Annotated in this window: 18 protein-coding genes and 1 pseudogene; 8 read left to right on the top strand and 11 right to left on the bottom strand. The window is 51.3% G+C overall.

Annotated elements, in window-relative coordinates; genetic code table 11:
• A pseudogene (locus VB741_RS04490) lies at positions 1–131 on the top strand (photosystem II q(b) protein); the annotation flags it as partial.
• Between the two features lie 916 nt (positions 132–1,047).
• Here the strand turns inward: VB741_RS04490 and infB are convergent.
• The 6 genes from infB to hemE form a co-directional block, all read right to left on the bottom strand.
• The gene (gene infB, locus VB741_RS04485; protein ID WP_323363946.1) at positions 1,048–4,005 is read right to left on the bottom strand and encodes a translation initiation factor IF-2; all 2,958 of its coding nucleotides are present in this window, start codon (positions 4,003–4,005) and stop codon (positions 1,048–1,050) included.
• A 194-nt stretch (positions 4,006–4,199) separates the two neighbouring features.
• Positions 4,200–4,466: a YlxR family protein gene (locus tag VB741_RS04480; RefSeq protein WP_323363945.1), complete on the bottom strand. Its 267-nt coding sequence runs from the start codon at positions 4,464–4,466 to the stop codon at positions 4,200–4,202.
• Between the two features lie 6 nt (positions 4,467–4,472).
• Complete coding sequence (gene nusA, locus VB741_RS04475; protein ID WP_323363944.1) at positions 4,473–5,810, bottom strand: transcription termination factor NusA; 1,338 nt, start codon at positions 5,808–5,810, stop codon at positions 4,473–4,475.
• Between the two features lie 138 nt (positions 5,811–5,948).
• Positions 5,949–6,419, bottom strand: a complete 471-nt coding sequence (rimP, locus tag VB741_RS04470; RefSeq protein ID WP_323363943.1) for a ribosome maturation factor RimP — start codon at positions 6,417–6,419, stop codon at positions 5,949–5,951.
• A gap of 144 nt (positions 6,420–6,563) precedes the next feature.
• Positions 6,564–7,562 carry an NAD-dependent epimerase/dehydratase family protein gene (locus tag VB741_RS04465; protein ID WP_323363942.1) on the bottom strand — a complete coding sequence of 333 codons (999 nt, stop codon included), beginning with the start codon at positions 7,560–7,562 and terminating at the stop codon, positions 6,564–6,566.
• A gap of 206 nt (positions 7,563–7,768) precedes the next feature.
• Entirely contained in the window at positions 7,769–8,833 is a 1,065-nt protein-coding gene (hemE, locus tag VB741_RS04460) for a uroporphyrinogen decarboxylase (RefSeq protein ID WP_323363941.1), read from the bottom strand.
• Positions 8,834–9,033: 200 nt separating this feature from the next.
• Here hemE and VB741_RS04455 point away from each other — a divergent pair, with 200 nt between their 5' ends.
• Positions 9,034–9,546 (top strand): phycobiliprotein lyase, encoded by a 513-nt coding sequence (locus VB741_RS04455; RefSeq protein ID WP_323363940.1) that lies wholly within the window; start codon positions 9,034–9,036, stop codon positions 9,544–9,546.
• On the opposite strand, the gene VB741_RS04450 is transcribed toward VB741_RS04455, so the two are convergent.
• The 5 genes from VB741_RS04450 to VB741_RS04430 form a co-directional block, all read right to left on the bottom strand.
• Positions 9,543–10,232 carry a hypothetical protein gene (locus VB741_RS04450; RefSeq protein WP_323363939.1) on the bottom strand — a complete coding sequence of 230 codons (690 nt, stop codon included), beginning with the start codon at positions 10,230–10,232 and terminating at the stop codon, positions 9,543–9,545. The two genes, VB741_RS04455 and VB741_RS04450, sit on opposite strands and share 4 nt — an antisense overlap.
• A 348-nt stretch (positions 10,233–10,580) precedes the next feature.
• A complete protein-coding gene (locus VB741_RS04445; RefSeq protein WP_323363938.1) occupies positions 10,581–13,112 on the bottom strand; it encodes a DUF3769 domain-containing protein in 2,532 nt (843 codons plus the stop codon).
• A gap of 174 nt (positions 13,113–13,286) precedes the next feature.
• Entirely contained in the window at positions 13,287–13,403 is a 117-nt protein-coding gene (locus VB741_RS04440) for a photosystem II reaction center protein I (protein WP_023071387.1), read from the bottom strand.
• A 70-nt stretch (positions 13,404–13,473) separates the two neighbouring features.
• Entirely contained in the window at positions 13,474–14,355 is an 882-nt protein-coding gene (locus VB741_RS04435) for an EamA family transporter (RefSeq protein WP_323363937.1), read from the bottom strand.
• The gene (locus VB741_RS04430; RefSeq protein WP_323363936.1) at positions 14,356–14,685 is read right to left on the bottom strand and encodes a hypothetical protein; all 330 of its coding nucleotides are present in this window, start codon (positions 14,683–14,685) and stop codon (positions 14,356–14,358) included.
• Between the two features lie 131 nt (positions 14,686–14,816).
• Between VB741_RS04430 and aat the strand changes: the two genes are divergently transcribed.
• From aat to VB741_RS04400, 6 genes are all read left to right on the top strand, one after another.
• Positions 14,817–15,470 carry a leucyl/phenylalanyl-tRNA--protein transferase gene (gene aat / locus VB741_RS04425; RefSeq protein WP_323363935.1) on the top strand — a complete coding sequence of 218 codons (654 nt, stop codon included), beginning with the start codon at positions 14,817–14,819 and terminating at the stop codon, positions 15,468–15,470.
• Positions 15,471–15,769: 299 nt separating this feature from the next.
• Positions 15,770–16,573 (top strand): glucose 1-dehydrogenase, encoded by an 804-nt coding sequence (locus VB741_RS04420; RefSeq protein WP_323363934.1) that lies wholly within the window; start codon positions 15,770–15,772, stop codon positions 16,571–16,573.
• Positions 16,573–17,367, top strand: coding sequence for an MIP/aquaporin family protein (locus VB741_RS04415; protein WP_323363933.1), 795 nt, complete (start codon positions 16,573–16,575; stop codon positions 17,365–17,367). The genes VB741_RS04420 and VB741_RS04415 overlap by 1 nt, the downstream gene beginning before the upstream one ends.
• The gene (locus VB741_RS04410; protein WP_323363932.1) at positions 17,364–18,926 is read left to right on the top strand and encodes a GMC family oxidoreductase; all 1,563 of its coding nucleotides are present in this window, start codon (positions 17,364–17,366) and stop codon (positions 18,924–18,926) included. The genes VB741_RS04415 and VB741_RS04410 overlap by 4 nt, the downstream gene beginning before the upstream one ends.
• 9 nt (positions 18,927–18,935) lie before the next feature.
• Complete coding sequence (locus VB741_RS04405) at positions 18,936–19,244, top strand: VOC family protein (RefSeq protein ID WP_323363931.1); 309 nt, start codon at positions 18,936–18,938, stop codon at positions 19,242–19,244.
• A gap of 78 nt (positions 19,245–19,322) precedes the next feature.
• On the top strand, positions 19,323–21,992 hold the full coding sequence (locus tag VB741_RS04400) for an MGH1-like glycoside hydrolase domain-containing protein (protein ID WP_323363930.1): 2,670 nt from the start codon (positions 19,323–19,325) through the stop codon (positions 21,990–21,992).
• Positions 21,993–22,062 lie beyond the last annotated feature (70 nt).

The raw sequence follows: 22,062 nt of genomic DNA, 5'->3' as shown, positions 1-22,062 counted from the left end.
CCGATGTAATCAACCGTGCCAACCTGGGTATGGAAGTAATGCACGAGCGCAACGCTCACAACTTCCCCCTAGACTTGGCCGCTGGTGAAGCTGCTCCTGTTGCTTTGGTTGCTCCCCAAATCAACGCGTAGTCGCATTGGTTTTTGACCTAGTCTAATCGAAAAGGCCTCTGTCCTAGGACAGAGGCCTTTTCGGCTTTAAAGGCTGTATTGGGTTTAGGAGCAGAAGCAGTTCAATCTACTGGTAAATGTCCCAAATCCAGCGCTAGCTGAGCGGAGTCGTGTCACCAGGGCGCAAGCCTAATGCAAAGCGTTTCCTTTGGAGTGAGCTTAAAGGCGTGTCGAGGCGTCCCTTCGACTTCGCTCGAGGGGCGATTACAGTCTGCTGAAGGCTTAAGCAACCACCTATGCCGTAAACGATGGTGCAAATATGAACTCAAAACAAACTAAAAGAGGAAGCCGTCTCTGACCTCCTCTTTTAGTTAAAAAATGTGGACCGAATTGAATTCAAGGAAAAAAGACATTATTACCCTTAAGTCCAATCCATTCGACCTGATATGGAAAACTTTGCCTAGTAGGCAAGAGTCTCTAATGTCTCCCTTAGATATCGCCTCACCAACTGATCTAATGGCGTTATATCTAACGTATCACTGGGTAGCTCCGATTTCCATCGTTGAAATCCGGCACTACTGCATATAGCACGCTGTAGGCTGAGCCATACATTCGCGTTTTCAGAGCTAGATAGAGTGGAGGATTGAGTAGCCATAGGTTTCCCTGCGTAAGCTGATCTACTTATTTATTTCAGCGTTTTCTTCCTATACGATAACGCACGCATTAAAGACATGTTGTGCCTCTAGTAACGCTTTGTATAGGGTTGTATCCATGTCAATGGCGATAGCCAGTGCAATAAACTATGGTTTCCCCTAGCCAAATATGCTTTAAGCCTATACCTGAGAAGGAATCTCTTAAAACATGGAGCTTCCTTCTCAGATATCTATTAGACGTAGGGGTGAAGTAAACGTGCGATTGAAGTGTAGCAGCCTAGTCCCTAGGAGCGGCCGGCCAAAGTCCGTCGCTTCGTTACCAACTTGAAGGCGTTGATCCGATCACCCTCTTCCCAGCTGCTAAACTTATCGACGCCAATACCACATTCAAATCCAGAGGCAACTTCCTTGGAATCATCGCGCATGCGTTTTAGGGAATCGAGATTACCTTCGTAAACCTGAACACCTTCACGCATAACTCGAATCTTGCAATTGCGCGTAACTTTGCCAGACAGGACGTAACAACCTGCCACAGAGCCTTTGCGCACGGGGAAGACAGCTCGAACTTCCGCTTCGCCCAGCTCCTCTTCCACCAGTTCCGGCTCGAGTAAACCCTCCATCGCCCCTTCGATGTCTTCCAGCAGCTTATAGATAATGTCGTAGTCACGAATATCTACCCCCAGCCGGTCAGAGGACTGCTGGGCTCCTGGAGCTAGGGTTGTATTGAAGCCAATAATGACAGCACCACTGGCAGCGGCTAGATCCACGTCGGTTTCACTAATTTCCCCCGGAGCTGCCATCAGCACTCGAATTTGTACTTCGTCTTGGGGTAGCTGTTCTAGGGATGCCAGAATGGCTTCAAGCGATCCTTGGACATCCGCTTTTAGCAGGATATTGAGTTCTTTCAGTTCTCCTTCTTGGGCTTGAGCAGAAAGCGTATTCAGGGTGACACGACGAGATGCCATTGCTTGCTGGAGCCTAGACTGTCGCTGGTCGACCGCGCGACTATCGGCAACGCTGCGGGCCTCTTTCTCGGAGGCGAAGACTTCAAACTCGTCACCCGCTTGGGGGACATCATTCAGGCCTAGAACCTCTACCGCAAAGGAGGGGGATGCAGCTTTGACCCGATTTAGGCGGTCGTCCAGCATGGCTCGTACCTTACCAAAGACAGAGCCCACCACCATCGAATCTCCGATCCGTAGGGTGCCATTTTGGACCAGCAATGTGGCCACGGGTCCCCGCGCCTTATCGAGGTTGGCTTCAATGACGGTACCTTTAGCCAATCTGTCTGGATTCGCTTGGAGGTCTTCGACTTCAGACTGTAGCAGGATCATTTCTAGCAGCAGATCCAGGTTTTCGCCACTGACGGCACTCACGGGCACCATAATGCTATCCCCACCCCATTCTTCGGGGACAAGGCCATATTCCATTAGTTCTTGCTTGACTCGGTCAACGCTGGCTGATTCCTTGTCAATTTTATTAATGGCGGTGACAATGGGCACCTTGGCAGCTTTAGCATGACTAATGGCTTCAATCGTCTGGGGACGAACACCATCATCGGCAGCGACTACGAGTACGGCGATATCAGTTACTCGAGTACCCCGAGCACGCATGGCGGTAAAGGCTTCGTGCCCCGGAGTGTCTAGGAAGACAACTTGACGCGTATTGCCATCGTGGGGCACATCGACGTGGTAAGCACCAATGTGCTGGGTAATGCCACCGGCTTCTCCACTGGCAACCTTTGCTTTTCGGATGGCGTCCAGTAGGGATGTCTTACCGTGGTCGACGTGACCCATGATGGTCACCACTGGAGGCCGTGACTGGAGGCTCTCAAGATCAGTCTCGTCGAGCATTTCGGTAGTCTTCTTGGCTTCAGACTCAACTTCGGCCATTTCTACTTCCACTTCAAAGGCCTCGGCCACCATCTTAGCGGTGGGAATATCCAAGGTTTGATTGATGTTGGTGGCGATGCCCTTAAAGAATAGCAACTTGATCACTTCAGTCTCAGGTTGCATGAGTTCTTGGGCTAAGTCATGCACCGTCAAGCCATTGGTGAGGGTGATCATTGTCGGCTTTTCGTCTACCACCTCGACCTTGCGATCGCGACGATTATGGCGAGACGAACCCCCTCTACTGGGCATAGACCGGCTCTTAACGGTGGCCGGCTTTGCCTGAGTTTTGTGAGATTTTGGCTTAGGCGGCCGCATGAGCGAGATACTCATCGGGGTGGCCATGGGATCACCATCCGCCCCACCTTCTAGATCATCAATGTCCTCGTCTTCATCTAAACGCTGGGCACGACGCTTTTTAGTGGCATTTTTACTTGCCCGCTGCCGCATCTCCTCCTCTTCACTTTCCCCCCGAGGCTTACCCCGCTTGGGCGGACGCGCTGGCGCTGACAGGCGACGCACATCAGGGCGTCGAGGCGCACCCACGAGTACAGGCCCCGTACCGATGACGTCATCATCACCCGTCACCACATCATCATCCGTATCTGTGTCAATAGCACCAGGGCTACCGGGTTTGGGACGACGCACCTCGCCGATGGGCCTGGGTTTGCTGGGCTTATCCTTTAAGAGTGTGGGCTTTGGCTTAAATTCACCTGAGCCAGACTCCGACGGTCTGCCGTCGGAATCGCTAGTGACAAGCCTTATCCCCCGAGGTTTGGGTGCTGATGAGCGCGCGGGCGGAGAGACTAACCGAGGCTGAATAATCTGCGGTCCAGAACTAGGCGAACTCGGTGCTGGTGTCGCACCTTCACCAGCCACACTACCACCCACTGCAGTGGAGGAACGAGGCACTGGCCTTTGTGGAGCGCGGATAGATGGCTTGGGGCGTACTCCACCAGGACGATTTGGGGGCTGTCTTAAATTGTCCGCTGCCTCCCCACCCGTTACATCTGTAGAGTCTGATGGAGGTTGGGGCGCAGACAATTGCGATTCAGGCGGTGGGGAATCTGATGTCTGATGTCGGCGAATTTCTAAGATTTGCTGTTTGCGGACAGGACGATTTGGCGCGTTTGGCTTAGAAAGAGTAGGTTTTGGCTTGGGGGTCGGCTTTTGCAGAGTGCGCTTTGGTTCTGCAGCTGCAGTCGAACGGATCTTTTCCGCATCTGACTCAGTGATAGTGCTGCTGTGACTTTTTACGGCTATTTCTAAACGCTCACAGATGGCCAGAATATCTTTATTGTCTAGATCTAACTCCCGAGATAACTCATATATCCTGACTTTGCCATTGTTCATCCAAATATTCCTCGCAATTTACTGAAGTAAGGTGTCACATAGACTTACTGCCCTTATCGAAACGACATTACATTTTACCCTTGGGCATATGGGCAATATCTAATTCTATCGACTGTTGGTACTAAACCGAAATTAGCACGGGTCTTAAATTCTACCTTAGCATCATCTGAATCGGCCCTAAAATACGCCTTAAACTACTCAGGAGACTGTATCGCCTCTTTGAGGATTTGCTCCAGTTGCCGGTAAATATCATTTGGAATGGAGGTCTTGAGGGAACGACCCAGGCGATTTTTTTTCTGGGCTGAATTAAGGCAAGCGACCTGACAACACAGGTAGGCGGAACGCCCTGCCCCCTGGTTCAATTGCACCGTACCTGTGGGATAGGTGCGGACAACTCTGAGTAAATCTTGGCGATGAGCCACCTGGCGACAACTCACACAGCGTCGATAGTTGGGCTGCACAATCGCTTATTCCTCTTCAGATATAGGCTCTTCATCTAGTACTTCTGGTTGTTCAGCATCAGCGACTTCGGCCGCTTCGGCCGCCGCTTGCGCAGCCGCAAGATTGGCCGCCTTAATGGCTTCCATTTGGGCAGCTAGGGCGGCTGCAGCCTCTTCCTCTTGCTGGCGTTTGACTTCAAGTTGAGCATGTACTTTTTCGTCCTCAGCGTCGTAATCATATTTAGCTGAGTCTTTGATGTCGATTTTCCAACCTGTTAGCCGGGCAGCTAGTCTGACGTTCTGACCTTCCTTACCAATAGCTAGGCTCAGCTGGTCTTCGGGCACCAGCACATGGGCCTGGCGATCTTCGGGGTTCATCAGTCGGACTTCATCCACCCTGGCTGGGCTGAGGGCATTGGCAATGTAGGTGGCTGGATCTGGAGACCAGCGAATGACATCGATTTTCTCACCTCGCAATTCGTTCACAACGACCTGGATACGTGAGCCACGAGCCCCAATGCATGCACCTACGGGATCAACGTCCCGCTCTAGGGTATCAACCGCAATTTTAGTGCGAGGACCCACTGAGCGAGAGGGGGGATTGGCTTCTCGAGCAACGGCCACAATCCGGACAACCTCGTCTTCGATCTCGGGTACTTCGTTGGAAAATAGCTCGACAACCAGGCTGGCATCGGCACGGGAAACAAGCAGCTGTGGCCCTCGGTGAGAACCCTCTGACACTTTTTTGAGGGCTACACGAAATGTAGCATTGGCACGGTAGTTGTCATTGGGCAACTGATCGCGCTTGAGCAACTCAGCCTCGACATCGGGTTGGCCAGCGCCACTGCTAACCGCCATAATTACGGACTGCCGCTCAAAGCGTAACACTCGGGCTTGCAGAATGGTTCCCTCGAGGTCTTGAAACTCTTCCTGGATTAGCCGTCGTTGCTGGTCGCGCAATTTTTGGGCCAGTACCTGCTTGGTCTGAATTGCGGCCATCCGGCCAAAGTCTTTCTGTTCGGGAGTAACGTCCAGTACGACTTCGTCGCCGATTTGAGCTTCTGGCGCAACTTCGAGTACTTCCGCTAAGGAAATTTGATGGTCAGGGTTTTCCACGGCCTCAACGATCATTTTGCTGGACAAGACCCGAAAGCCTTCTTCTTCTGGATCTAACTCCACAGCAAAATTTTCAAAATAGTCTTCGTCAAATTGATTGCTATCCATACGGCGAGTTCGGCGATAGCGTTCGTAGCCTTTGAGCAATGCCTCTCGCAGTGCCTGCTCTACGGCAGAACGAGGTAGATTTCGTTCTCGGCTAATGCCTTCAATCATTTCCTGTAGGCTGGGCAGACTTACCATTGACATGGGCGCTCTCCTCCTTGAACAAAGTACGTGTGGGGGCGAATAAAAGTAAAAATGATACTGATGTAGACCTGATATCTAAATGGGATTTTTGCTTTAGCCAGGTTGGATTACTGGGGCCAGGGGAAATGGGTAATCGTCCTATGCTTCAACTTGATTACTCAGCTGTACCGACTCGACTAGCTCTATGGGTAAGGTAAGACGACGTCCCCGTTGGCTAATGGCTAGCTTGCTGTCTGTGCGTTCTAGCAAGGTCCCTATCCAGACGTTCTTTCCCTTGTGAGGTGTGTGGAGGGTGACTTCAATGGCAAATCCTTTAAAAACGATAAAATCACGGGCGGTTTCAAGCTGGTTAGAAACTCCAGGACTGGACACTTCGAGAACATAGGCATCGGGTAGGATGTCAGAGGCTTCTAATCTTTCACCTAGGGCAATGCTCATGCGTTCGCAGTCATTTAAGCTGGTGTCGGACTGGCTGAGGTTACGGACATCAACACGTAAAACAGGTGGACTGTGGTTGGTTTGAAAAACCGCGTCCACCACTTCTAACCCCAAGTCAGTGGCAATTGGGGTGGCTATTTCAAGAACCTGTGGGATGACAGGATGGGCCATGGAAATATACAAATTAACCAAAATAAAAAGTGGGCCTTGACGTCCCACTTCTCACACAATCATTCTTGAACTGGAGCAGTAAATGTCTATACAAAAACCGTCCCCATCATATGGGAACTATGGACTTTTACCGCGGTACACAGTTTAGCGTGTTTTTCTCTGCTTTGCTTCTATACCTGTCGCTTGGAAAAGCTCGGCAACGGTGGCGCAGTAGGTGTCTATGCCGAAGCTGGCAGGGGTCAGGGGATTTTGATAAGTAAAATGACGATACTTTAAACAGAACCGATCCCAGTCTTCCATGCGGACTTTAAAGAGCTTGATAAAAAAGTCGATGAGCCCTGGGGATAGGGGAATGCGGAAATAAATGGAACGGCCCAGGTAATGGCTGACGGCGGTGACCGCATCATCCACGGCAAGGGCTGGGTTGCCTAACACCAACTCCCTGGATTCACCTGGTTTAGGGGGGTGATCGACTAAATGGGTCACCATGGTGGCAACGTCCTGGGCATGGATAAAGTGCAAGGTGCCGTCGGCACTAAAAAACCGAATTAAATCGATCCACTGGGTAACTTCTGATAGCCCACTAGAGATATGGGAGTAGGGTTTGTTCGTGTCGCCACCAAATACAAGGGTGGGAAATAGGGTGGTGATTTTTGGAAAAATCGCTAAGTCCTTGAGTTTTTGGTGACATTGATATTTGCTACGGATGTAATCAAACGAGACCTGACCGGCCTCTTTGAGGGGCTGATTTTGCTGGTCTAAAATGCTGGCTGTCGAAAAGTAAATCGCTTGCTGTATCCGGTCAGGATCTAGCAGATTCATCACCTTGAGGTTGCCAGTGACGTTAATGTCATAAATGGCGGGTGCCCCTCCCCAGGATGTGGCGATCAGGATGGCGCTATCCATGGTGCCCAGCAGGTCTGCAAACTTTTCTACCTCACGGATATCACCCTCTAGCACATGGACCCTGGGATGCTGAGCGATATTGAGCTGAAGTTTGTTGGGATCACGCAGCAGCAGAAAAAGTTCGTGGTCCGTTTGGTGCAGCAGACGCTCCAGCGTATAGTGACCGATGCAGCCGCTAGAACCGGTAATGAAAATTCTTTGGGGGAATGGCCTAATATCTTGTGCCAGTTGACTCACGGGTTGATGGGGCGGACTGTTTAAAATCCATACTATTGACTTGAGTAACAGTGATAACAGCGGGTGTGACGCCTCACTAATTGCCCAGGAATTGGCAAGGATTGACTAAAGGTGGGAACTACAACCCATAGGACAGATGGGGCCTAAACTATGGGCTGTAGTTCCTGAAGTAACCGGGACAATGTTCTGCCTAGACGGAAAATTGCCTAGACAGAAACGGCTAGTAATTCTTCAAGATGTTTGCCGGTTTCAAAGAAGTGGGCGGCATTCTCTTCGGGGGTACCAGGAAGAATACCGTGACCAAGGTTCAAGATGTGGCCACCGCGACCCGCTTTGCGGACGGTGTCGAGGATGCGATCGCGAATAAAGTCCTTCGAACCAAACAGGACACCCGGATCCACGTTGCCCTGAACGATCATGTCGGGCCCTAGACGACGACGGGCATCGGCCATGTCGACGGTCCAATCAACGCTGATAATATCAACCCCTGACTCGCCCATAATCTCGAGGACGCCAGCGCTACCGCTGATGTAGAGAATGAGCGGTGTATCGGGGTGAGTTTCTTTCACCTGGCGCACCACTTGCTGCTGATAGGGCAGGGCAAAGGTGCGATAGTCCTGGGGGCTGAGCTGACCGGCCCAAGAATCAAACAGCTGAACCACCTGGGCTCCACAGTCAATTTGGTAGCGCACATAGGTGGCAATGCCGTCGGCTAAGTGGCTCAGCAGCTGATGTAGCATTTTGGGTTCAGAGAACGCCATGCCCTTGATCACCGAGTAGTTCTTAGAGCTTTTTCCCTCGACAGCGTAGGCAGCTAGGGTCCAAGGAGAGCCGACAAATCCCAATACCGTGGAGGCATTGCCTACTTCTTGGCGCAGGGTGGTTAGAATCTGACGGATAAAGGGTAAATCTTCTTCCGGATTGAGGGGGCGCAGGGCATCGATTTGGGCCTGGGTGCGAATGGCGGGCTCAATTATCGGCCCTTTACTTTCGATGATGTCGAAGGGAATCCCCATGCCCGGCAGAGGGGTCAAAATATCTGAAAACATGATGACGCCATCGGGGCGAAACGCACGCCAGGGCTGGAGTGAAATTTCAATGGCGAGTTCTGGATTTTCTGAACGTTCACGGAAGGAAGGATACTGATCGCGCAGATCGCGATAGATCTTCATATATCGACCCGCCTGACGCATCATCCAGACCGGTGGTCGATCCAAGATTTCGCCCTTGGCGGCTCTTAACAAATAGGGCGTTTGATCAGGTTGGGTCATTGAAATCTCACTACAGACTAAAGTAGGTTTTTATTTGCATCTGTTAGCTTATCATTGCGAATTGCCCTCAATGACTGAAGACCTCTGGCTTGCGTGGGTTTTGGCCCGTGGGATGATGGTTTTTAGGTCGCCGTGGCAGCGTAAACTTAAAGGCAGATAACGAATTGTGGCCACTTGTGTCGCTTTATTCAGACCTATCCATGCAGAATGTGAACTTTTTTAAAAATCAGGGGGGGCGGTGGTTCTCGCAACGCACCACGCATTACCTCAGGGCAGGAGAGTCTAAAGCCGGTAAATCTGATTTGGAAATCACTTATGTGGATTCCCATGGGGATGACTTGGTGCAGCTATGGGGCGCAGAAAACGGCTCTGCTGAGGGCATTTTAGGCGGTCTACGGATCACTCAAAAAAGTACCATCCTCGGCGGACAGACCAAAGAGCAGTCGACGTTATTGGTTGCGATCGCAACCGATGACCACAGCGGCCAATTGCTGCGTCAGATCGATGGCCAGCCACCATCCCAGATCAGTCAATATCGACTAGAAAATGACATCCTCACCGTCATCACCGAGACCCATGGCCTACGGTCAGAAGAGCGGTGGTGGTTTATCACCGATAAGTTACGCATGCGGACGAACGTTCTGAGCGATGAAGCGGGCCAAGTCATGGCATCCTTTTGCTCAGAAATTCGCATGGGGGATGTCAAAGCCTAGGCATAGTGTTTGCGAGGCCTGGGCCTAAACGGCTGAATCGGGACAGAGGCGATAGTCGGCCCATGATTCGGGTCCAGGATGTCCCCAGGCTCACTGGGCAGCTCGAACCTTAGCCCTTGAAAATCAGACGGTTCAATCGGCTGAGCCATGGCATAGCCAGCACCACTCGCTTGGTAAACCGCCACCAACGTATCAAACGCGGCCACGGGAAATGCCTCAATGGACCAATCCGAGTCATCAGTACGGCTGAGAACTGATGACTCAGCCATGATCTTAGTGACCGCTGGACTAGGGGCCGTGGTCATCGACCATGACAAAACATCCTGGTCATCCATCGTGCCACTGGCTCCCCCAGGCTGTAGCTCTATGGCAATAGGTGACAGGGATTTGGACAAATGGGATGTCACCCCGTGCTGAGTGATCAACGCTTGCTCAAAGCCAGAGGTAAAATGCCGCAGGGGCTGCCCTCGCCGCTGCCAGATCGAGAGGATATGCTGAACCGAAATAATCTTATATCGCCCCTGATAAATCGCCTCAATGATGGCATCTCGAATCCAGGCAGCCCGATACTTGCTAAGCCAATACAAGACTTGGCTTTCAGGACCATACTCGTCCAATTCCAGGCTAAAAGACTTAATCAAAGTAATCGCCTGTTGTGCTTCTTGCCCTATGTCTAGCGCCACCATAATGAGTTACCTCTAGCCCAATCTATTAGTTCATTCATCTTGTTACTAACAATTTCCTAATACATTGGGGAAATAGTAGGTACAGTTTTATTGATGTCCACCGGTCTGAACTTTCATAATTAGCGATGAATCCTTGATGTGCCCCTTAAAGGATGAGCAATGAGCATTCTTTTAATCTTTTAACAAAAGAATAGTCTCAGACACAATTTCGCCCTGACATCAAACTTGAGCAGAAATACCTCTAGAAATGCCTTGGTTAGCCATCATTCCCTCAGTATAAGAATTTATGTACTAGGAAGCAGCAAATTGTCAGGATAGATGCCTCTGGGGATCGCGATGATGCCAAACTTAGCGCTGCTCGATCACACCACTATCTACCTGGCGAATATTGGGCTCATCAAAGGGACTACCACTGCCCAGCCAGTTAAAGTTGCTCAGTCTGAACCCGATGGAGCCAGTGGATCTCGTGGGGCTATAACGGACCACCAAGCCATAGGTGCGACGACTATACTCGGCAATGATTTCAGTATTGACGTCTTCACCGTTAGCAATATTGATCGAAGTTTGAAAACCCAACAAAATAGGGCCAAAAATTTGTTGCAGAATACCAAAAGTCAAGACTCGGTTATCTACATTTCGATCGAATAAAAATGGAGAGTTATTGCTAGATATTAGGTCGTGGGAATACCCCAGATTAAATCTAGTGTAATCAAAAAAATTTTTAGATAGATGGCCAATCTGTCCATCTAAACGCACATCTGCCACCAGTTCTTCTTGAAAGTCCCCACTGGTATAGTAGGAGCCAACGCCCAATAGACTAACCCCGAGGCTTAAAAAAGGAACTAAGGGACTAGGGGTATAACGTAATCCTTCAGTTTGTGTAGCAGGCAAGGGTTTGCCCACCCAAAGGGTAAACCCTTTTCCCAAGCGAGCACTGGCCTGTAAACGCCCTAAACTAATCCGGTTGTTATCCCTGGGGAACGGATCGAGCAGATCCAGGCGATCGGTATCCGCTGTAATCCATTGACCACCGACTTGATAGGTTAAGTTGAGCCCCCGCTGATCTAGATTAATCACCGGTGAAATCAAAACTGCACCCAGGCTGGATCGCACCGTTTGAAACCCCAGGCTGCCATTGAAAAGGCGATCGCGATAGCTATATTCAGTTGCCAGGAGGTGGTTTCCAACCAACCAACGATTACGGATGTTACCCCGCAGATTATCTTCAATATTGTCGAAGTCCAGCCCTGTGAGCGTAGCGTTGGCTGAAATATCCGAGCGTTGGCTGAGACGAGTGGAGAAATCCATCTCGATGCCCAATACATCCGAACTTAGAGCCCCCTGGGAGAGGGCACGCTCTAGAAAATACTGGGGAGTAATACTGAAGTTAGTCGACTCATTGCGAATCAAGGGGAATTCGCTTTCCAGAAAAATCCCCCCCCGCTCGCGGGAATCACTGCCAATATTAACCAGAAAAGGATTAACTTGATTCGAATCCACAGCCCCACGATTCAGAATGTATTGTGACTTCACGAGGGGTAGAGCGAACCCTTGATCAAAGACCAAGCGAGGATTTTCGGTGGTGAGTAGGTCGGCGGTGGGAGATAGGGTGACCAGGGTTAGTCGATTGGTGCGAAATTCTAATTCAGGGGGAGAAAAGGGATCGTTGGTTAACCGCACTTCTTCCGCAATCCAGGCTTCGGAGTCAAACTGTACTCGGGCGGCTTCAAAGCGCAGACGGGTAACGCCTCCTTCCGCTTGGGGCAAGGAACCAGGGGCATTACCCCGGATACTTGAGCTGAATTGTAAGCCACCGGCACTGGTGACATTGGTAATATCCCCATCTGGGTTGAGGGGGTCAAACACCGTGCGGCTGGTGACAGCTCCATCGACTGGTGAAGCAAAGTCATCTTCAAAACCGGGCAGAAACAACTCCCCCCTTGTCTCGAACAGGGTGCCCGATTCTTGCAGCAGGTTGTACTCGGCTCGCTCCCCTCTAACTTCTTGCTCGCCCCGAGTCAAGATGACATTGCCCTCTGCTAGGACGTAGCGGTTGTTGAGGTTAATCCACATCTCGTCAGCCAGGAGAAAGGCATTGTTGAGTTTAAATACAGCATTGCCCCGAGCTGTCACAACCTGTCTGATGGCATCAAAGCTTTGGGTATCGGATGTGATTTCTAGTTTTGAAAGATCTAAGGGAGGAAGGTCCCCTGCTGCGGGTGGAATAGCTGCCGGGTCGGGCTCCTCTTGGATGTTCCCTGGAACATTTTCTGGAGCATTCTCTGGGGCATTCTCTGGGGTGACACCGTCTAAATCACGGTCTAAGACGTCATCTAAGACATCAGGCACCGATCCAGGGTCCAAGGCGTCCGTATCTAAGGCATCTGTATTGACCCCATCTAAATCAATGGCGTTCGGATCAACGTCATCTATGGCCTCATTGATGGCCTCTGGAGATAGGTTGTCAGTCTCGAACTGGGGCTCAAGTTTATCTAAGTCTGTCGGCTCGATAGTCTCTAGGGCCCCTGCATCTAGTTCGGCATCAATGACCTGATTGACCGTGTCTAGGGCTTCCTCCGAGGGCAGGTCAGAGCCTGTACCAGTTAATGGGGGAAGGGTGGGCAGCTGGGTGAGATTGGGTTTTGAGAAATCTGCAGAGCTGGTTTCTGACAGTTGTCCGAAGGGAATCAGGCTGTTGGGGGCAGCGGTTATTTCCCAGTGGGAATCTGTGGATGGAGTAGAGGATGTCCGAGTGGGTGCCGCCTGAAAATCGCTCAGGAGGCTTGCCCCTGAGGTCTGTTTGGCTAGGGCAACGGTACCAATGGAGATCAGGGGGGGCTGACTGAAGGATGGTTCAGGAGGTAAATCAATTGGGGTCATGGATATGATTAAAAACAGCCAATGGTCAGCAGGCTGGGCTAACCCTCATGAACACAAGCGTTGAAAAATCACTACAGTAAAAATGCACTCACATTAAAAGCTCCTCAGCCGAGCCAGCCAAGGAGCCTAATCAAAATTCATTGGAACTTTTTCGGACCTAGCGTGTAGCAGAAATTATTCCATATCTTGACGCCCAGGGTTCCGAGCGGGGTCACCATTGAGGAAGCCAAAGATAAACAGGCCTACGAAGAAAGCAACGGTCAGATATACAACGATCTTTAGAGTCAGCATCGGGAGTCTCCAAGGACAGACACTTAAATTTATATAAATACTATTCTATCCCAACATTGAATTCATCTATCTAATCTATAGCCATAATCGCTACGCCACTGACCATAATCGCTGCGCCCAGTAGTCGCTCTTGTAGGCCGGTTTCGCCAAATAGAAAATAGCCAAACACCACTGCAATCAGGGTACTCATCCGTTTCACGGCGATTACTTGGGCCACGGGGGCCATGGTCAATGCGGCAAATTGTAACGCTATCCCCACAGCAATAAATAGTCCTGCCAGTACGATAAATTTGACCTGGGCTCCCATGGGACCGATAACGGCATGAAAGCCTTTGTGTAAAACGCGCTGCACGACAAAGGGCACCATGCCGACGGAAACGGTTGCTAATAGGGACGTACCCCAAAACAGTGAGGATGAGTTGAGGGTACCAACCTTGTCAAAATTCGAGGTAATGCTCCAAATAAAGGCCACCCCCACCATGGTGCGACTACCGGCATTAGTGGCGATGGCCTGTAACGGAGCCAGGGTGAAGCCTTGACTGGGTTTTAAGTTGAGTACATAGGAGCCCACAATCAAGAAAACCACCCCTAAGGCATCTAACGCAGTGGGCCATTCGCCAACGATCATGGGGGATGTGACTAGCAAAAATAGGGGAGTGAGGGTCACTAAGGGCACCGTTAGGGATAGGTCAGCGGTCTTGATCGCCCGAAAATAGAGGGTAAAGCTCAAAATATTGAGACTGCCTCCCACCAGCAGGGCTTTCCCATAGTCGGGACCTAGGGTGGGTAGCCCTTCGGTGGCCAGCATCCAGCTACCCATCAGGATTGCTCCCACCAGGCTAAAACCTAGCAGGACTGAGTATTCATCTACAGACTTGAGGGCTTGTTTGCTAGTGACGTCTTTGAGAGCTTCGAACAGGGCTGAGCCGCTGGAGAGTAAAAGCCAGAGCATTTAGGCACCACAGCAGCGGTCGATGCCTAGACTGTCTAGGAGTAAATCTCCCACAGCATTGGCAACGGCAAACTCACTGTAGAAACTTTTGGAAAAGTCAAAGGCTTGCATTTCTGTCAAAATTGCCATGACTAGTGGAATTAACTCGTTTTCGCCTTCCATTCGTTGGCGGACAAAAACTTGGGACGCGCGCTTGGCAATATCTTGGTTGACGGCTTCTGGTAAAAATTCGGTGTCTAACCATTGCTGCAGTGATGCTTTGAGCCATTCGCCTTCCTGCTCTGGATTTTGAGAGGCGGGTAAAGTGACGGATTGAATCGGTTCAGTCATGGCGAATGCTGTATCGAGAACTGTGGGTTTTCGGTGCTAAGTTCTTTTAGGGTAAGTTTTTTTAGGCTACGGTAGGGGAAGGGTTTGAAGAATGTAATGGGCGAGTTGATATCCCCGCTATCTCAGCTGCTATGGCTTACTCGATTCCCCACATTTTGCAGTGCTATGCTCAGGGCTATTTTTTAATGGCCGATAGCGAGTACCAAATGCTGAATTGGTATTCCAGTCGCAAACGAGCTCTGATTCCCTTGGATGATCGGTTCCGCTACCCAAAATCGCGGCGGCGGGTGCTGAATCAGGATCGGTTTGAGATTGCATTTAATCGAGATTTTAATGGGGTGATTGAGGGCTGTGCCGATCGCAAAACTACCTGGATCTCGGATGAGCTCAAGGCCATCTATCGCATGTTGCACCGGGCGGGCTATGCCCATAGTTTTGAGGCCTGGCGGGGAGATCAGTTGGCGGGGGCTGTTTTGGGAATTGTGCTGGGGGGAGCGTTCATTGGGGAGTCAATGTTTTTTACGATTCCTGATGGTTCGAAGGTAGCGATGGTGAGGCTGGTGGAGTGGCTGCGATCGCAAAATTTCCTCCTATTCGACGCTCAAATGATGAATCCCCATCTGGAACGCTTTGGGGCTTACGTTGTTGAAGCTGAAGTATACGAAGAGATTTTGTCCGCAGCGATCCAGCGGTCCTGTCGATTTTTGCCCCCCTCCCTACCCACCCGGCCCATGTCTCAGGGGAAGACTCGACTCACCCCATGCAATCCAGATCGAAGTAATTGACCAACGGAACACCCCGTGAGGGATACCTCGTCGTTGTTCAGCCAGATTAAGTTCTGCTGATTCTCAGGAGAACTTAATCTGGCTAGTCTGTAGGGCCGTTTTCGGAACCAGAAAGCGGCCTCCGTGGGAATCAAATTCAACGGGTGTAGCCCAACCAGTCCATATCCGTGGGACTTAAATTCAACTGGGCAGCCCAACCAGCCCGTGGCTACCAAGCGCTTAAGCATAATCTCATCCTGGCCTCAGGCTGCTTGTTTAAGGTGTGAACCCATTGGGACTCCACCGATGGGGAATTGACTATGGCATTAGATGGAAAAGTAGCTCTGGTCACAGGCAGTAGCCAGGGAATTGGCAAAGACATTGCCATTCGGTTAGCTAAAGAAGGCGCGAAGGTGGTGGTGAACTATCGCTCCCATCCAGAGGGGGCAGAGGAAACCCTAGACGAGATCAAATCCGTCGGTGGTACCTGCCACATGGTGGAGGGCTATTGCAATGACGAGCGCGGCTACAGTGTCGGTGCCGATTTAGGCATGGTGGAAGATGTGCAGCGTCTGGTAGCCGATAGCATTGACCACTTTGGTCAGGTTGATATTTTGGTCAATAACGCTGGTATTGAAAAGCACGCGCCATTCTGGGAGGTGGATGAAAAAGCCTTTGAAGCGGTGCTCAATGTGAATTTGAAGGGGGTGTTTTTTGCCACCCAGGCGGTGGTGAAGCATCTGATGGCCACCCAGCGTTCCGGCAAAATCATCAATATCAGTTCGGTCCATGAGGAGCTTCCCTTTCCCAACTTTGCCGCCTACTGCGCCAGTAAAGGCGGGCTCAAGATGCTCACCCGCGACCTGTCGGTAGAGTTAGCGCCCTATGGCATCACGGTGAATAATGTCGCCCCCGGTGCCATCGAAACACCGATTAATACCAAGCTATTGAACGATCCTGAAAAGTTAAATGCCCTGTTGACCAATATTCCCTTGGGTCGTTTGGGTCAGCCCAAAGATATTTCTGGACTCGTGGCGTTTCTGGCCTCTGAGGATGCTAGCTACATGACCGGCAGCACCTTCTTTGTGGATGGTGGTCTAACTTGGAACTACCAGGAACAGTGATGCTGCGCTCTTTACGCTCTAACTGGCCGGAGTATCTGATGGAAGGGGCAGAGCTGGGTCTGTTTATGATCCTGGCTGGTTTTTTTGCGACATTGTTTTATTCACCTGAGTCACCGGCAATGGCGTTCCTGCCAGCCAAGGTGCGGGGGGTGTTGATGGGATTGGCCATGGGGGGGAGTGCGATCGCAATTATCTACTCCCCATGGGGCAAACGCTCCGGCGCCCATTTCAACCCAGCCGTCACCCTGGCGTTCTATCGCCTGGGAAAGTTAGCCCCCTGGGATGCATTTTTTTATGTGGTGGCCCAATTTATCGGTGGCTTAATCGGTGTTTTTCTCGTAGCCGTTGCCTTGGGAGAAGCATTCACGAATATCCCCGTTAATTACATCGTCACTGTGCCAGGCATTTGGCATTGGCCAGGAGCCTTAGTCACAGAAGCTTTACTGGCATTTAGTTTGATGCTGATGGTGTTGGTTGTGTCTAACCATCCCAAACTGCACCAGCTCACAGGGGTGTTTGCTGGCATTTTAGTCGCCCTATTCGTCACCGTTGCTGCCCCGATCTCGGGTATGAGTATTAACCCAGCTCGCACATTTGCCTCAGCTTTACCCGCCCAGGTGTGGACTGGCTTTTGGATTTATTACTTTGTTCCGCCATTAGCCATGTTGTTGGCAGCTGAGCTTTATTTGCAGGTTTCTCGCAGCCAACCACGGGAGATCTGTGGCAAGCTCTGCCCGAACACTGCAACTCGTTGCATTTGTACAGACTGTCCCTGTCAGGATTTAAGCCCATGAATGACCAGCACTATGATGTCATCATTATCGGTACGGGGGCGGGTGGGGGCACTTTAGCCCATCGTCTTGCCCCATCTGGCAAAAGAATTTTGATCCTGGAACGGGGAGACTTTCTCCCCCGTGAAAAAGCGAATTGGGACGCTCGCGAAGTTTACCAAAAAGAGCGTTACCACACCCATGAAAACTGGTACGACTCTGAGGGTAAAGCGTTTCGTCCCCAAATGAGCTATTGGGTAGGCGGGAATACCAAGGTGTATGGTGCGGCGCTGCTGCGGTTGAGGGAACGGGATTTTGAAACCGTCGCCCACAAGGACGGGATCTCTCCCCAGTGGCCTCTACGGTATGAGGATTTTGAAGCTTACTACAGCGAAGCAGAACAACTTTACGATGTCCATGGTACAGCCGGGATAGATCCGACGGAGCCGCCTCGGAGCCAGGGTTTTCCCCATCCGGCAGTGAGCCATGAGCCGCGGATGCAGGCCATTGCCGATGGTTTATCCAACCAGGGGCTAAAGCCCTTTAATCTGCCCTTGGGGCTAAAGCTCAACGAAGTGGATAAAACGCTGGGTAGCTGTATTCGCTGTGATTCCTGCGATGGGTTTCCCTGTTTAGTGCAAGGCAAAGCCGATGCTGAGGTGAATGGGATTCAACCCATTCGCGATCGCAACAACATTACCCTATTGACCCAAGCCAAGGCGACAAAACTGTTAACCAGTGCTTCTGGGCGAGCAGTGACAGCCGTTGAAGCCGATGTGAATGGCCAGTTAGAAACATTTAAGGCAGACATCGTCGTTGTTGCCTGTGGCGCGATCAACTCCGCTGCCCTGCTGTTGCAATCGGCCAATGATCAGCACCCCAATGGTTTGGCCAATGGGTCTGATTTGGTGGGTCGTAATGTAATGAAGCATTTGACCACGGCCATGGTGGCGATGACCACCACACCCAATGCAGATGTGTTTCAGAAGACTGTGGCAGTCAGTGACTATTACTGGGGGGAGCCTGATTTTCCCTATCCCATGGGGTTTGTGCAGAATACGGGCAATGTGCTACGGGACATGATTCCGGCAGAAGCACCTGAGATGTTGGCGCCATTGGTAAAATTTGTGCCGGGTTCTGAACTGCAACGGGTAGCGGAACTATCGACGGGCTGGTGGTTACAAACAGAAGATTTACCAGATCCAGCAAATCGGGTGCAGGTGAAGCAGGGCCAGCTGCATCTTTCCTATACACCGAACAATGTAGAAGCAGCTGATCGGTTGATTCATCGCTGGACCCAGATGCTCAAGGCGGTGACTCGGGCGGAACATGTGATTCCCTTTGGGATTTATCCCCGGAATAAGACGCCGATTCAGGTGTTGGGGCATCAGTGCGGCACCTGTGTGTTTGGTGCCGATCCGGCAACAGCGGTGCTGGATATCAACTGTCGTGCCCACGCGGTGGACAACCTGTATGTGGTGGATGGCAGCTTTTTCCCGTCTAGCAGTGGGGTGAACCCGACGTTGACGATTATTGCTAATGCCTTGCGTGTAGGTGATCACTTGCTGGAACGCTGGGTATAGGAGGGCGTGATGAGTTTCAGCAAAAAAGATGGCGTTGGTGCCGGGGCGGTTGGTTGCCGAGGCCCCCAAACCCCCAATTATGACGGATTTGAATCTTATCCCCTAGCGCCTTGGGGTGTGAATGGATATGTTAGACGGTTAAAGCGTTTCACCATGGTCGTTGCGGATGCAACGGCTGCCGCTGAACGGCTGCAAGATGCCGGTGTGCCCTTCATTTCGTCTGGACCGGTGGCCCTCACAGAGTCCATGTTTGACTTCCGCCAAGGCTTTTTGGTGCGTGACCCCGATGGCCATGCTATTCGCATCGTTGAAAATTGACCAACCGTCAGAGGCGTTGCCTGCAACACCCCTAACAGTTTTGCCAGATCCCATTGCCCATCGCCGATAAAACCAACCATGACCACAGAACACGACCGCCTACAAGACCATGCCTGGAAATCCTGGGGACCTTACCTGAGTGAACGCCAATGGGGCACCGTCCGCGAAGACTACAGCGCCACGGGGGAAGCCTGGGATTATTTCTCCCATGACCAGTCCCACAAGCGGGCCTATCGCTGGGGAGAGGATGGCTTGCTGGGCATTTCTGATCACAAACAGCGGCTGTGTTTTAGTCTAGCCCTTTGGAATGGGGCAGACCCGGTACTGAAAGAGCGATTATTTGGCCTGACGGGGAGCCAGGGAAACCATGGCGAGGACGTAAAGGAGTACTACTTTTATCTGGATAGTACGCCCACCCATTCCTACATGAAGGCCCTGTACAAGTATCCCCAGGCAGCCTATCCCTATGGGGAGCTGGTGACAGAAAATCAGCGGCGCGATCGCAACGCCCTAGAATACGAACTCCTAGACACGGGCATCTTTGACGAAAATCGCTACTTCGATGTCTGGGTCGAATACGCCAAGGCTACCCCCGAAGATATTCTGATCCAAATTACCGTTGCCAACCGGGGACCCGAGACAAAAACCCTGACAGTCCTTCCCACCCTATGGTTTCGCAACACCTGGAGCTGGGAAAAGCAGGCAGAAAAACCAATCCTCAAATTAGCCGATACTCAACCGGGTTTTAGCACACTAGAAGCCTCCTATCCGGAAGTAGGCAACCGCTGGCTCTATTGCCAGAACAAAGAGTTGGCCCAGACGGCTCCCATTTTATTCACCGAAAATGAGACCAATTACCAGGCCGTCTTTGGGGCTGACAATGCCACACCCTACGTCAAAGATGCCTTTCATCGCTATGTGATTCACGCTGAGAAAGAGGCTGTGAATCCTGGACTCTCAGGCACTAAAGCAGCGGCTCACTACTCATTGACCATTGCCCCTGGAGAGAGTCAGACAATCTGGCTGAGACTGAGCGATCAGCCCCAACTAGCTACTCCCTTTGGCACATCCTTTACCACTACCCTGACCGCCCGCCAACAGGATGCGGATGCATTTTATCAAGCTGTTTCTCCGTTTCCCATGGGGGATGAGGCCCGGACGGTGCAGCGTCAGGCTTTTGCAGGACTCTTGTGGAGTAAACAATACTACGCTTTTGATGTAACCCGCTGGCTCAAGGGGGATCCGACCACGCCTAAACCGCCGGATAGCCGTCAACGCAATCATCAATGGATCCATCTGGGGGCGGACGATATTATTTCCATGCCCGATAAGTGGGAGTATCCCTGGTTTGCGGCCTGGGATTTGGCCTTTCACTGTATTCCCCTGGCCATGGTGGACCCGGAGTTTGCTAAAAATCAGCTGGATATCATGACCCGGGAATGGTACATGCACCCCAATGGTCAGATGCCAGCCTATGAGTGGGCGTTTGGGGATGTGAACCCTCCCGTTCATGCCTGGGCAACGTGGCGGGTGTATAAGATTGAGCAGAAGATGACGGGGAGGTGCGATCGCACCTTCCTAGAACGCGTCTTCCAAAAGCTCCTACTCAACTTCACCTGGTGGGTCAACCGCAAAGACGCCGACGGCAGCAATGTCTTTGAGGGCGGCTTCCTCGGCCTAGATAACATTGGGGTCTTTGACCGCAGCTCAGCCCTACCCACTGGCGGGTATATAGAACAGTCCGACGGTACCAGCTGGATGGCCATGTACTGTCTCAATATGCTCACCATAGCCTTGGAGCTAGCCAAGGAAAACCCAGTGTACGAAGACATGGCCACCAAATTCTTCGAGCATTTTATCTACATCGCCGAGGCCATGAACCATATTGGCCAAGACCGCACCCAGCTATGGGATAACGAAGATGGCTTTTTCTACGATGTCTTGCACTTCCCCAACGGCGCTCGTCAGCGCTTGAAGGTCCGTTCCATGGTGGGCTTAATTCCCCTATTTGCCGTCATGACCCTGGAGCCTGATTTACTGGAAAAAGTGCCTAACTTTAAGCAACGGCTAGAATGGTTTATCGAAAATCGCAGCGATCTGAAAAAAAATCTAGCTTGCATGGAAACCCGGGGCGTGGGTGCTCGTCGTCTACTGGCCCTGTGCTATGCCAGCCTAGGCGAGGTAGAGCCCACCGATAAACTGCGGCGCATCCTGACCAAGCTACTGGATGAAAGCGAATTTCTCAGTCCCTATGGTATCCGTGCCCTATCGCGCTACCACGCCGAACATCCTTATGTTTTCAATACCAACGGTGAAGAGTTCCGCGTCAGTTATGAACCGGCGGAATCCAGCAGTGGCTTATTCGGTGGTAATTCCAACTGGCGCGGCCCCATCTGGTTTCCGTTAAATTACTTGCTGATCGAGTCGCTGCAAAAGTTTCACCACTACCTCGGCGATGAGTTCAAGATCGAGTGTCCCACCGGCTCCGGCAACTGGGTGAACCTAAGGGAGGTAGCCGCAGAAATTTCCCAACGGCTAAACCGCATCTTTTTGCCAGATGATCAGGGGAATCGTCCTGTCTATGGGGGTCTATCCACCTTCCAGCAAGACCCCCATTGGCAGAACTATATTCTGTTCCATGAGTATTTCCATGGGGACAATGGCGCAGGCATTGGTGCCAGCCATCAAACCGGCTGGACTGGCCTAGTAGCTAAGTTGATTCAGCAGCAAAGTGAACATGGGCAATAGGTGGCAGATAGATAAGGCCATCCGATTCACAATAGATAACCCTGTAGGGACAATGCCTTGTGATGGAGTG

Source organism: Leptothoe sp. PORK10 BA2, assembly GCF_034932105.1.
Classification (GTDB): domain Bacteria; phylum Cyanobacteriota; class Cyanobacteriia; order Phormidesmidales; family Phormidesmidaceae; genus Leptothoe.
Note: the sequence above shows the minus strand (reverse complement) of the source record. Positions and strands in the feature narration are given on the sequence as shown.